Origin of the sequence: Brevibacillus sp. RS1.1, assembly GCF_013284365.1 — a bacterium.
GTDB classification, from domain to species: domain Bacteria; phylum Bacillota; class Bacilli; order Brevibacillales; family Brevibacillaceae; genus Brevibacillus; species Brevibacillus brevis_D.
Map to the genome: position 1 here is coordinate 259,218 of NZ_JABSVA010000006.1, position 13,368 is coordinate 272,585.

Genomic DNA, 13,368 nt, shown 5'->3' on the forward strand with positions numbered 1-13,368 from the left:
ACAAACGAAGAGGTGAGAAAATTTTGAATATATCAGAGCTATCCATTAAACGTCCGGTCACGATGATTATGATATCCATAGCCATCCTCATTTTTGGTTTGGTTACCTTTCCTCGCTTGGCTATTGAATTGATGCCATCGCTGAATGCTCCTGTCGCCGTAGTTGTTACCTCTGTGGAGGGGGCGGCTCCAGCTGAGGTAGAAAAGCTGGTTACCAAGCCGATCGAAAATGCACTAGGCACGGTTCCGAATTTAGACAAGGTCACATCAACCTCTGTTAATGGCTCATCCTCGGTCATCCTCCATTTCAAGTGGGGAACAGACATGGATCAAGCAACGTTGAATATGCGAGATAAAGTAGATTTGGTCCGGGGGAGCTTGCCTGAGTCAGCTGGTTCACCAAGGGTGTTGAAATTTGATCCGACAAGTCAGCCGATACTTGATCTGGCTGTAACTGGCGATCAAGATGTCAACAAACTAAAAAAAATCGCGGACGATGTAATCAAGGCCCGTTTGGAACGAATTAACGGTGTTGCTTCTGTCACGGTCACTGGTGGGCAAGAGCGAATTGTCGATATCATCGTAGACCCAGCCAAATTAGCCGCCTATGGATTGACATTGGATCAAATAAAGGCAGCACTAGAAAACAGCAATGTATCAGGATCAGCGGGTGCGATACGGGAAGGTGACGCAAAGACCAGTATTCGCGTGCAAGGAGAATTCACCAATGTGGACACCATTGCACTCACGCCGATCTCTGTTGGTGGGAGCTTCATCCGATTGAGTGATATTGCCAACGTAACAGACACCATCAAAGAAGTGACCAATCTGAGCTACATTGATGGAAAGCCAAGCCTGGGAATTTCCGTGATGAAAGGCACAGGCGGCAATACGATCAAAATTGCAAAAGACGTAAAGGCTGAGCTGGAGAAGATTAATAGCACGCTTCCAGCAAATGTAGAAACAAGTATCGTTCTCGATACCTCTACCTATATCCAGAGCTCCGTTGACAACACGGTAGTACATGCTCTTGCAGGTGGTGCCATTGGCGTACTCATGCTGTTCTTCTTCTTGGGCAGTCTGTCGTCTATGCTTATTGCGGTCATTGTCCTGCCTGTATCGATCATATCAACCTTCCTCTTGATGTATATGACAGGTCAAACAATCAACCTGATTTCCCTGGCAGGTCTCACGCTCGGATTGGGATCATTAGTGGACTTCGCGGTTGTTATGCTGGAAAACATTTTCCGTCAGCGGGAACAAGGCAAAGGCATGATGGAAGCGGCCTTGGTTGGTTCCAAAGAGGTAGGAACCGCGGTGATGGCATCCGCATTGGCACAAATTTGCGTATTCTTACCGATTGCACTGACAGAGGGGATTGTTGCTGAGCTTTTCGCACCGTTGGCATTGACGGTCGTTTTCTCACACATCGCAGCACTCGTTTTCACCTTCTTGCTGGTTCCAATGATGAGTGCTCGCCTGTTAAAAACTGTCCCGGAGCATACAAATCATGAAAACTATCGAGGCTTCAATCCACTAACCTGGTTTAACATCGGATTCCATAAGGTGGAAAAGGGCTATCAAAGGGTTCTCAAATGGGCATTGGGTCATCGGAAAACCGTGATTGGATCTGCTTTTGCTATGTTGATTGGCTCATTGATGCTAGTTCCCACTCTCGGAGCAGGGTTTTTCCCGGATATGGACCAAGGGGTAATCCAAGTAGAGATCAAGCTGCCGAAGGGTACTGTCTTGACGGAAACAGAAAAAGTAATGAAGCAAGTAGAAGAAGTGGTCAATCAAGTGCCAGAAAAGAAATTGGTCAAGTCCACGGTCGGGGGTGGCGACGGTATTTCAGAGAGCGGTGCATCCACTTCTCATAACGCAACGATCGAACTGCACGTAGGAGAGATTACGACGAGACAGCGATCGACAGAGGCAATTGCTGTGGGCCTGCAAGAGAAAGTCAAGCATATAGCAGGAGCAGATATCAAGGTGAAATCCCTTTCCGGTGGTATGGGGGGCGGAGCAGCCATCTCGATTGAAATTCGCGGAGATGATCTGGACGTCTTAACGGAACTGAGCGAGATTGTAAAAGGGGAAATAGCCAAGGTACCGGGAACGATGAACGTATCTACCAGTGTTAAGGAAATGAGTCAGGAGTTCGATGTGAAGGTCGATACAGAGAAGGCGAGCTTGTACGGGTTGACAACAAATGAAATCCTTTCTGTTGTGCGAACTTCTTTCCAAGGTCAAACGGTTACCCAGTATCGTACGGGTGAAGATGAAATTGATATCAATCTCAAGCTGCCAGAAGACTATAAGGAAGATATCAATTACTTGAAGAACCTGCGTATTTCCACGCCAACAGGCGCTCAAATCAGCCTCACTTCCGTAGCAACCATTAGCAAAGTCGAAGTACCACCATCGATTGAGCGCAAAAACATGACGCGTGAAGTGACGGTCACAAGCGATTTGATCGGGGATAACCTGCAAGCGGCCGCGACGGAGGTTACGAATATCATCAATAAGCTGAATGTTCCGGATGGCTACATCATCGAAATGGGCGGACAGAGCGAGGATATGGGAAATTCTTTTGTGAATCTGGGTCTCGCGATCATCTTGTCCGTCGTGCTGGTGTACATGGTCATGGCTGCTCAGTTTGAATCACTTTTCAGTCCATTTATCATCATGTTCTCGGTTCCTCCGAGCCTTACTGGGGTCATATTGGGGCTTCTGTTTACAGGAACACCTATTACTGTATCTGTTTTGATCGGGTACATTTTGCTGATCGGTCTGGTCGTGAACAATGCGATTGTGTTAATCGATTTGATCAATCAGTTGCGTGCAAAAGGTTGGGAGCTACATGAAGCGATTTTACATGCAGGACCTGCTCGTCTGCGTCCGATTTTGATGACAACCCTCACGACGATTATGGCCATTGCTCCGCTCTCCGTTGCTGCTGGGTCTGGTTTAGAACTGCAAGCGCCCATGGCGACTACCGTCATGTATGGCTTGATTTTCTCCACCATGATCACGCTCATACTCGTACCTGTGGTTACCGTATGGTTTGATGAGATGGGACAAAAGAGACGCAACAAGCGCAAGCAAAAGCAGGAAAAGAAAATCCGTACCACGTTAGAATCGACAAATGCATGAGAAAAGAGGAGGAACCATTCATGATCATAAATAAAAGAATCGCGATTGTGGCGCTACTTTCCCTTACCTTGATCACAGGCTGCGCAAGCCAGGAGGATGCAGCGACGACTGCTGCCCCTCCAGCAGAAACGGTTACCCCTGTACAGGTTGCAACGGTGGCACACGGCGTGGTCACATCGGAGGCTGGACTGACTGCAAAATTGGCACCAAGTGAGGAAGTCCAAATGTCACCAAAAACTAGCGGGAAAATTGCATCTCTCCCAGTAAAGCTGGGTCAGGCCGTAACAAAAGGACAATTATTGTTTACACTCGATACGAATGAGTTGTCTAACAGTGTAAGAGAGCAAGAAGCAGCTCTCCGTGTGGCAAAAGCGAACTTAACCCAAGCGGGCAGTACCTCTAACCAAAGCTTGGTGGAAGCACAAAATGATTTGACGGAAGCAGAACGAGCGCTTGCTGACGCCAAACTGAATCAACAACGTAATCAGAAGCTGCTCGCAGAGGGAGCGATTGCTACTGAGAAAATGGAAGAGGTAAATACAACGCTCACAAAAGCCCAGATTTCCTATGACAATGCAAAGCAGAAGCTGCAAGGCGCGAAACAAAAAACGGGTGTGCAAGTATCGGCAGCGAGTGTAACGGAGTCCGAGGTAAGACTGCAAAATGCTCGTGAGCAACTGGCGAATGCAAAGGTTGTCTCCCCCATCGACGGATTTGTCGCAAGCGTGAACGGAGCAGTAGGGCAGATGGCAGGCCAGCAACCTATTGTGACCGTCGTCAAAACGAATCCACTTGTGGTCAAAGCGAATTTGTCTGAAGCAGATGTGACGAAAGTAAAAGTAGGAACAGTCGTCAAAGTAAACGTGCAGTCTACAGGCAAAACGATTGATGCAAATGTAACGGCGATTAGCCCTGTCATGGATTCGCAGCTCAAAGCCTATCCGGTAGAAATCACAATTCCAAATGCTTCTCATGATTTGAAGTCCGATATGGTCGTAAATGTTACCTTCCCGCAAGGTTCAGAAGGAGCGAAGTCACTCGTTATTCCTCGTAAGGCCGTATTTGAGCGTGAAGGCAGACAATATGTGTTCAAGCTGGAAGGGGAAACAGCCAAGCAAGTGGAAGTGTCAACGGGCAACTCGACAAGCGAGTTGATTGAAGTAGTATCCGGCCTAGCGAATGGAGATAAAGTCGTGGTAAAAGGACAGACGCTGCTTGCAGATGGCGGCAAGGTGAGTATTCAGGAGTAAGTAGATAGGGAAGAAAAAGAGGCGGAGCAGATCCGTCTCTTTTTGTTATGAAATGGAAAGAAAATCTACTCTACCAAAAATGCAAACAGAGTATAATTTTAGCTAAGATCAATTGGGAGCAATGAGGGGATAAGGAGTCATACATGATTATATCTGCAAAACTGTGCAAAAGAATTGCACTGCTCATGACAGTCGTGTTCGTCTCTGGATGCTCGATGTTTGCGAGCAAAGATGAATCCACTGAGCGCCAGAAGACAGAGCAGAAACAGACTATCACTCGTTACACGGGTGAAAAAAGCAAGGCGCTGCCTTATGTATACACGGGGCGCAAGGAACTGGCCCTGACGTTTAACGGCATGGGCGACGATAAGATGATGAAAAGTCTTTTGGAGCAGCTAGATGCCCATAAGATCAAAGCCACTTTTTTTCTGCCGGGTATGCGTGTCGCCGAGGAGCCAAGCATCGCCAAGGACATTTTGGCCCGCGGTCATGAAATCCAGAACAACACATTGAATCAACTGGATATGAGCAAGCTCAGCTACGAGCAAATTTATCGGGAGATTCAGTTGAGTAATGAGGTCATCAAACGCGAGACGGGTATTTCCCCTCGCTATGTGAGAACCAAATCTGGCGATGTGACGGATGACGTCCGTTTGGCAGCCGCCCATCTCGGGATGGAAGCGGTCGTCAGCTATAACATCAACCCGAAGGACCGTGATTTGCAAAAAGACGCCAAAACCATTGGAGATTACATAACTCGCTACATGTCCAGAGGCAGCATTATCTCACTCAATACAGACATCAATCCTGAGGTGATCCCAGCCATTCCGTTGATCGCCAAGGCAGCAGCGGATATCGGCTACCAGTTTGTCCCGCTCAGTGAGATGGTGAAAAACGGCGGTGAACGCAAGCCGCTGGAACAAATACCAGGCTTTGACGCAGTAAAACTGAATCCGCAATTCGAAAATGCCGAGTACGAAATCATCTCTCAGGTCGACACAAATAAAAAACAGATCGCGCTCACCTTTGACGACTGGGGAAGCGACAAAACCGTAACGAAACTATTAGACATTTTGGCGCAGCATGATGTGAAAGCGACGTTCTTCTTGCGGGCAAAAGGGGTGGAGAACAATCCAAATTTGGCGAGAGCGATGGTGGAGAGTGGTCATGATGTGGCCAACCATTCGTATAGCCATCCGGTCATAACGACGCTGACAGCGGAAGAATTGCAGAAGGACGTGGTCAAAGCACACCAGGTCATTACCGAAGCGATCCAACAGCAGCCTGTCATGCTGTTCCGTCCACCGACTGGCGTAGTAGACGATCACACAGCTAAAGTGATTGCTGCTACGGGATACAAGGTCATTGCGTTGTACGATGTCACCACATTGGATTGGGACAATAAAAACAGCGCCCAAGATATCGTAAATGGCGTCATGAGCAAGACGAAAAATGGCAGTGTCATTTTGCTGCATATGCTCGATGACATCCACACGATTGAAGCACTCCCAATTGTACTGGAAAGCCTGAAAAGCAAAGGCTACACCTTTGTAAAGATGGACGACATGATCAAACAAAGACGCTCCGGCAACTAATCCCTTTCTCAGAAAGGGATTTTTTTTGCTTTTTTTCGCAAAGCTCGGGCGATTGACAGTAAAAATACTCTTTGTTATAGTTTTATCGATAATGATAATCAATATCGTTCATGGCATTACTTACATCTATCTTACAAACGTACATAAGGGAGGCTCATCATGCTTACGAACCAAACAGTAAAGGCTGTCCTTGCTGTCATTTTGGTGTTCTCGCTTTTTTTGACGGCATGCGGTGGAGCAAATACGGCAACACAAGCACCCGCAACGGATTCTGCTTCCAAGCCAGCTGACAAGTCAACAGCAGCCCCTACTGAGAACAAAATGCGCAGCATCGAAACACCCAAAGGGACCATTCAAATTCCTGACAAGCCACAGCGTATTGTGACGGATTACTACGCAGGCGAGTTGATTGCAGTAGGCGGAAATGTAATCGGTGCAGAGACGGAAGCTTTCAAAAGCCCGTTTACCGTTGAACCATTAAAAAATGCGCAGGACGTGGGTAGCCCGCGGATCAATGTGGAGAAAACGTTAGAGCTGGCTCCTGACCTCATCGTCGTCATGTATGATGACAATTATGAAGCCTTGTCCAAAATCGCTCCAACCGTTTATCTCCCGTACGGTACGGCGACCAACATTTATGATACCCTCAAATTGTTCGGAGAAGTGGTTGGCGACAAAGAAAAGGCAGACAAGTTCATTGCGGAGTTTGACAAAAAGGCTGCCGAGGGGCGCGAAAAGCTGAAAGGCATCGTGGATGAGAATGCAACGGTTGGTCTCTACGAGCTGACGAACAAAGGAGATTTGTGGATCTTCGGCGATCACGCAGGGCGCGGTGGTCAAACCGTGTACAATGCATTGAAGCTGAAAATGCCGCACGCAGACAAATCCAAAGAGCAAACCTTACAGCTGTCCATGGAAACCTTGCCAGAATACGCTGCGGATTACATGTTCGTGACTTTCTACAATCCAGAAAAAAATAGTGAAGCCTTGAAAACCTTACAGGAGTCCGCTGTATGGAATGCTACCCCTGCCGCGAAAAACAATCAGATTTTCTACAACGACTACGATACATTCTATCGCTATGATCCAATCGCGATCACAGCACAGATTGATATGTTCGTAGATATGCTGATCAAAAGACACGAAGAGAACAAGAGCAAAAAATAGATCACAAGAAAAGTCATCCCTCGCCGGATGACTTTTTTCGTCTCACGTAATAAACCTTACAAAATGTAAAGAAAACTGTAAGGAACATCAATAGCTCCTATTCTGGAATTTGGTTACAGTTAATAGCGACCGAAACAACGAACGCGAGCCAATAGATAGAATGGAGGAACGTAATAATGAGTACTGCTGTACTAGAAGTGAAAGACGTTCAAAAAATATATGGGACAAAAGGTGAAAGCCAGTCGCATGCCTTAAAAGGCGTATCGATGACCATAGACAAAGGTGAGTTTGTGGGAATCATGGGGCCATCCGGTTCAGGTAAGACGACTTTGCTCAACGTGATTTCCACACTGGATCGTCCAACAGAAGGCTTTATTGAGATTGCGGGAACGAACATTACACAGATGAAGCGTAATCAGCTCGCAGATTTTCGTTCACAAAAGCTCGGCTTCATTTTTCAAGATTTCAACCTGCTAGAGAATTTGTCCGTGTATGAAAACATTGCATTGCCGCTGTCTCTGCAAGGTGTCTCTTCCAAAGAGATCAGCACCAAAGTAAGTAAAGTAGCACAAACACTCGGGATCGAAGAGATTTTGCAGAAATATCCGGTTCAAATTTCCGGGGGACAAAAACAACGCGCCGCGGCAGCACGCGCACTTGTGCATGATCCTGCGATTTTGCTGGCGGACGAACCGACAGGCGCCCTCGACTCGAAGAATGCGAAAAGCTTGCTGGAAACGATGACGGATTTGAACGAGAACCACCAAGTATCAATCATGATGGTTACGCATGACGCCTTTTCTGCGAGTTATTGCAAACGGATCTTGTTCATTCAGGACGGCAAGCTGTACACCGAGATTCAACGTACGGGAGATCGTCAGCAATTTTTCAAACAAATTCTGGATGTACTGGCCGAGCTAGGTGCATCACATGATGTACGCTAGGAGGTAACGTTTCATGCTTTTCAAGCTATCCTTGTCCAGTATGCGGAAGATGATGAAGGACTACCTGGTTCTGCTCGTGGGTCTGGTCATCTCCATTTCGATTTTTTACATGTTCCAGACGCTTGCCCTCAATTCTGATTACACGAAAAACAACGCGATGATTTCTTCGATTCAGATCGTTTTCAATGTAGGGGCATTCCTGCTGGCGTTTATCACGATTTTCTATATTTTCTATGCCAACTCATTCCTACTCTCGCTGCGGCGCAAAGAGCTTGGAATGTACATGGTCTTAGGGGCGAAGAAGGGGAAAATCAGCCAAATTTTGTTCCTGGAAACATTGACGATGGGGATCATTTCCTTGGTGATCGGTAGCCTGGTTGGTATTGCACTTGCAAGCGGCATCGGCGTCCTGCTCATGAATCTGCTGGAGATTTCGACAGATGGGTACTATCCTTTTTATCTGCCAGCGGTTTGGGTGACATGGGGATTCTTCCTCATTCTGTTTATCATCACATCTACGATCAATGCTGCTCGTTTGGCTCGTGCATCTGAGCTCACACTCATCCGTGCCGAGCAACAAAATGACCAAATCAAGTCAAAAGGAATCGGAGCCATTTTGGTCGCTATCCTTGGCGTGATCCTGTTGGCTCTGGGCTATACATGCTTGCACTTGCTTATGTACCTGCAAGCACTCGGCTTTATTGTAGGGGCGATTTCATGCACCATCGGGACGTACTTGATTTTCATCTCGCTGTTGCCAGTTCTTGTACAGGCTTTGAAGAAAAATAAAAAGCTGAATGACAGCAAGCTGAACGCATTCACCTTTGCTCAGCTGCGCTTTCGGGTGAACAACCTGACCAAAATCCTTGGTACAGTAGCCATGCTGATCGGGCTTGGTGTCGGGGCGATGGCAGGGGGCTTGGCCTTCCAGCAAAACGTCAATTTGTTTACCACGGTGTTCCATGTGTATGACGTGAATCTGCATGATCCGGTTGAAGCGGATTATCAGGCACTGAAAAAAATGAACGTCCTGGAGCAAAATACGTATCGATACAAAGTCGACGACAAGGCGTATTACTACTTGAAGGAAGACTTGCTGGCAAATCCGTTGCTGCTTTCCACGAACAGCATTCAAAATTACTCTGCTGACAACAAGCCAAAACTTGTGACTGATCCGCTTCCGAAAGAGACGTATATCGTTAGTTCGTCAAAAGATGACAAAGGTAAATACGATGCTATTCCTGAGGATTGGGACAAAGCGATATTCACCAACTTTATCAACTACCAGATGATTGAGGGTAAATCTGTTCTGGTTGTGGATCAGACGAAATATGAGCAAACTGCTGGAAGTGAACACAAGGTTCTCCTTGCCCAGGTTGACGACTATTTGAAATACACACAGGAATTAAAAACAATGGATGAACGTCAAAAGCAACTGATTGGGTCTATCACAAATGTGGAAGCGAAAGACGTATACACTTCTTCCAAATACAGCACGTATGCGGGGATGTATATTTTCACAAGCGGAACGATGTTCATGGGCTTCTTCCTCGGAATTGCTTTCCTGGCGATGATGGCGAGCTGCCTGATGTTCAAAATCTTGTCCGGTGCTTCCCGTGACAAAGATCGTTACAGCATGCTGAGAAAAATCGGCGTACGTCAATCGTTGCTCGTAGGTTCGATCTATAAAGAGCTGTTCATGGTATTCATTTTCCCGGCGATCATCGGTCTGATGCACGTATTGATCGGTATGGAGATGTTCTCGTTCATCCTTTTGGATCCGTACCTGAACATCTGGATTCCAACGCTGATTTTCGTTGTGATCTATGCGATTTACTATTACATTACAGTTCAGCTTTATCGTGGAATTGTGTTGCCAAAAGAAGTGTAATTTTAAGAGAATCAATCCTCCTCATTAGAGGGGGATTTTTTCTTTTTTTACGGAAAGGGACGAAAACATGGGATAAGCTATATGACCAAAGAACTTTAATAAAAATTTTAAGTTTACCCCACTTTATATTTTAGAAGTTTTTTCTAACCTATACCTAGGAAAGAAATCATAAACGTGAAGGAGAATTGGTATGAAAATAAACCTTAAAAAAACATCCGTACGTTTGGCAGCTTTAGGATTGGCTACTGCGATTTCCCTATCTGGAGCTTTAGTAGTAAGTGCAAATGAAAACCCAACTCAAAAGACTGTAGCTCAAAACCAAGAATTGTATGCAGGAACTTACAAAAAGCTCTCAGCTTCCGAAGCTGTTGCCGACAAGGCTGTGAAAGCAGCAATCGATAACGTCTATGCACAGTTTCCAGAAACAAAATCTTATGAGATCAGTGCTTATCAAGATGTGGTTTCAAAAGGTGAGTATGATAAGTATGTTATTAGACTTGAAAAAGATTCAAAAAACTTTTTTCACTTTGCAATAGATTCGAAAACGGGGAACCTTAGCTATACCATACAATCATTGGATGCTGCTACAGTTCTATCATACCCAAATGTAAAACCCGGGGTAGATAAATTCTATGCCTCACATCCAGAAGCAAAATCCTATGTGATTTCAAGTGCCAATATTGTAGACAACTTTGTAGGCAAATTTAGCAGATATAACCTTACGTTTACTGGAAAAGATCCCAAACAATCTATCACGATTGGAATAGATGCGAAAACGGGAGAGATTATTCCTACGAAGAAGCAAGAGAATTAAGAATAGTGTTGTAGACTGAACCTGTTGAGGCTATCTAGAAAGTCGGCGTAGACTGACTTTCTAGATAGCCCCTTTATTGTTGAAAGAGGAACCGATATCAACTATTTAAGGCAGTCACATGAAGAACGTCGAATTCAGTACGAAGTGTTTATGCATCCGTACAGTCAGCGGTTTGATATTATTATCAAAGCTTCTGATGAACTGTCCGTTGATCTAATAATGGATGCTAACAATACCAGGCCTGATCATGATTATGGCAAGCCTGGTACGATGATGACACTTATTTTTTGAATAGAATTTCGCCCACTTGCGTGGAGATGTTGAGCGTTGCATTCTCGGATTGAGCCTCACCCACATATCCATGGAGTTCTTTGGAAACAACCGATGTGGTATTTGTTGCTTTTTCAAGATTAACCTGATTATCAATATTCCCCATTTCAGTTGATAAACTTACATATAGAGGTGCTAATTGATCCGGTAGAGCGAATTCGACGTTTCCAAGGTTAGTAGATATGTTACTGCTTTCCTTGCCAATGACATCCGTTACGGTGATGTTGCCAGCATTGCTGCTCACATTTAAATGTTGGACCGACAATTCTGACTCAATGAATATGTCACCAACTTCATTAACTATCTCAAGGGATTTGAAGTCTTTATAAGGAAGATGGATCGTTAAGGATGGCAATGGATCCGTATTTATCAACTTCTTTTGTTCCTGTTTAAGCATAATCTGTAATGTTCCATCTTGGATGGACGTAGTCACGTTGGTATCCATTCCTTCTGAATTGCCCTTGGATAACTCCCATTTTGCTTGATTGATTTGTTTGTCTCCTATGACTTTAACTATAGCTGCGTTACTCTGAATTTTTAGGGAATGAATGTTAGTTACATCTATTTGAGAAATATCCCCTTTTACTGCATTCGAGACATTCTTAATGTCCGATGTTTCTGAATTTGCAATTGCGTTCGGCGGTATAGAAGCGTTTTGCTGGGACGAACTTTGTGTACTAGTGACGGAGGATTCCTTCGTACATCCAGCGATTCCGATACTGGCAGCGGCCAGGAGAATCATTGCTAACTTTATGTTGTTGTTCAAACGTTTATCTTCCTTTCTTCTGCATATGCTAAACAGATCGTCATTTCAAATTACGTGATCCGTTTGTACATTAATCGTATAGTGGTCAGAAAGATTTGGTAACGGACTTTGGCTTGAATAAGAACTGGACTTAAGTCTAGAAGAGCCTCCGCCTTTAAACCTAGAGGCACATGATGAATCGAATAGCGTAATGAAACAGCGGCGAGTCTAAGACTTTTTTTCAGGTCTTAGGTCGCTGCTGTTTTATTATTATTCGGTTTAGTCTAAAACGAATTTTTCTGAGTCTGGAGATTTTTTTAAGACTTTGAACACATCTCAACGTTGACAAAGATAATGATAATCATTATCATAATCAATGGTTGATTGGAAATCATGTCCATCATCCTTTCTCATTCGATGTAACACCTAGAAAAGTAAGGGGGAATTTTTTCATGCGTCTTATAAAACTACCAGTGATGCTTGTATTTATGTCTGCGATGCTGTTACTCGCTGCTTGCGGCAATGCAGGGTCAACTGCACAATCTGGTTCTAATCAAGCTGCTACAGCTCAGCCTGACGCAGCGAAACCGGCAGAAGAGCAAGTGCGCACAGTGAAGCACATGATGGGAGAGTCGACTATCAAAGGTACTCCTAAGCGTATCGTTGCATTGGAATGGAGCTCAGCAGAGCATTTGTTGGCTCTTGGTATTCAGCCTGTAGGGATTGCAGATATTCCAAATATGAAAAAATGGGTCAAACTTCCGGTGGAGATTGCCCCGGAAGTAGTGGATGTAGGAAGTCGTACTTCCCCGAACCTGGAATCGATCATGATGTTGAAGCCAGATTTGATTATCGGTATTAAACGAAATGTAGAAGCCAATTACGACGAAATGAGTAAAATTGCTCCAACGATTGCCTTTGATACGAATCCTGCTGAAGGTCAGGGATCACAGTATGATCGAATGATCGAGATTTTCAAGCAAATTGCGGATATTACGGGTAAAAATGCAGAAGCCGAAGCTGCTTTGAAAGACCTCGACAAGACTTATGCGGAAGCAAAAGAAAAGCTAACCAAAGCTGGTGCAGATAAAGTTCCATTTGTCCTCGCGATGGGCTACAGCAGCCAAAATGCAGTAGAATTCCGTTTGTCTACGGATAACTCTACAGCAGCAAGCATCTTGATAAATATTGGTCTGACAAATAAGTATAAGCCTAAGAAATTTGAGCAAACAGGAATGACACTGGCAGATGTGGAGGCACTTCCCGCGTTGCAGGATGCGAATTTCCTCCATATCATTCAAAATGATGACAACGTGATTGAGAATCAATTGAAAAACAACCCAGTTTGGAACGGTCTTACTTTTGTGAAAGAAAATCGCGTCTATGCGCTGGGCGGAGATCTGTGGCCGTATGGTGGTACCATGTCTGCAAAAATTCTCGCGAATAAAGCTGTTGATCTGTTGGCAAAATAATGAGT

At 45.0% G+C, this 13,368-nt stretch carries 9 protein-coding genes and 1 pseudogene; 9 read left to right on the forward strand and 1 reads right to left on the reverse strand.

From position 1 onward, the window contains the following. Positions 1–23: 23 nt before the first annotated feature. From HP570_RS20640 to HP570_RS29690, 8 genes and pseudogenes are all read left to right on the forward strand, one after another. Positions 24–3,155 carry an efflux RND transporter permease subunit gene (locus HP570_RS20640; protein ID WP_173626969.1) on the forward strand — a complete coding sequence of 1,044 codons (3,132 nt, stop codon included), beginning with the start codon at positions 24–26 and terminating at the stop codon, positions 3,153–3,155. A 20-nt stretch (positions 3,156–3,175) separates the two neighbouring features. Beyond that, complete coding sequence (locus HP570_RS20645; RefSeq protein WP_173626970.1) at positions 3,176–4,405, forward strand: efflux RND transporter periplasmic adaptor subunit; 1,230 nt, start codon at positions 3,176–3,178, stop codon at positions 4,403–4,405. Positions 4,406–4,548: 143 nt separating this feature from the next. Continuing rightward, positions 4,549–6,000 carry a polysaccharide deacetylase family protein gene (locus tag HP570_RS20650; RefSeq protein WP_173626971.1) on the forward strand — a complete coding sequence of 484 codons (1,452 nt, stop codon included), beginning with the start codon at positions 4,549–4,551 and terminating at the stop codon, positions 5,998–6,000. A gap of 159 nt (positions 6,001–6,159) precedes the next feature. Continuing rightward, the gene (locus HP570_RS20655; protein WP_173626972.1) at positions 6,160–7,167 is read left to right on the forward strand and encodes an ABC transporter substrate-binding protein; all 1,008 of its coding nucleotides are present in this window, start codon (positions 6,160–6,162) and stop codon (positions 7,165–7,167) included. 176 nt (positions 7,168–7,343) lie between these two features. Continuing rightward, positions 7,344–8,111, forward strand: a complete 768-nt coding sequence (locus HP570_RS20660; RefSeq protein ID WP_106652361.1) for an ABC transporter ATP-binding protein — start codon at positions 7,344–7,346, stop codon at positions 8,109–8,111. Between the two features lie 13 nt (positions 8,112–8,124). Then, positions 8,125–10,002 (forward strand): FtsX-like permease family protein, encoded by a 1,878-nt coding sequence (locus HP570_RS20665; RefSeq protein WP_173626973.1) that lies wholly within the window; start codon positions 8,125–8,127, stop codon positions 10,000–10,002. A 190-nt stretch (positions 10,003–10,192) separates the two neighbouring features. Then, on the forward strand, positions 10,193–10,816 hold the full coding sequence (locus HP570_RS20670; RefSeq protein ID WP_173626974.1) for a hypothetical protein: 624 nt from the start codon (positions 10,193–10,195) through the stop codon (positions 10,814–10,816). 75 nt (positions 10,817–10,891) lie between these two features. Next, positions 10,892–11,107, forward strand: a pseudogene (locus HP570_RS29690) (hypothetical protein); the annotation flags it as partial. Here HP570_RS29690 and HP570_RS20680 read toward each other — a convergent pair. Continuing rightward, entirely contained in the window at positions 11,097–11,912 is an 816-nt protein-coding gene (locus HP570_RS20680; RefSeq protein ID WP_173626975.1) for a DUF4097 family beta strand repeat-containing protein, read from the reverse strand. The pseudogene HP570_RS29690 and the gene HP570_RS20680 overlap by 11 nt on opposite strands. A 431-nt stretch (positions 11,913–12,343) precedes the next feature. Between HP570_RS20680 and HP570_RS20685 the strand changes: the two genes are divergently transcribed. Continuing rightward, positions 12,344–13,363 carry an ABC transporter substrate-binding protein gene (locus tag HP570_RS20685; RefSeq protein WP_173626976.1) on the forward strand — a complete coding sequence of 340 codons (1,020 nt, stop codon included), beginning with the start codon at positions 12,344–12,346 and terminating at the stop codon, positions 13,361–13,363. Positions 13,364–13,368 lie beyond the last annotated feature (5 nt).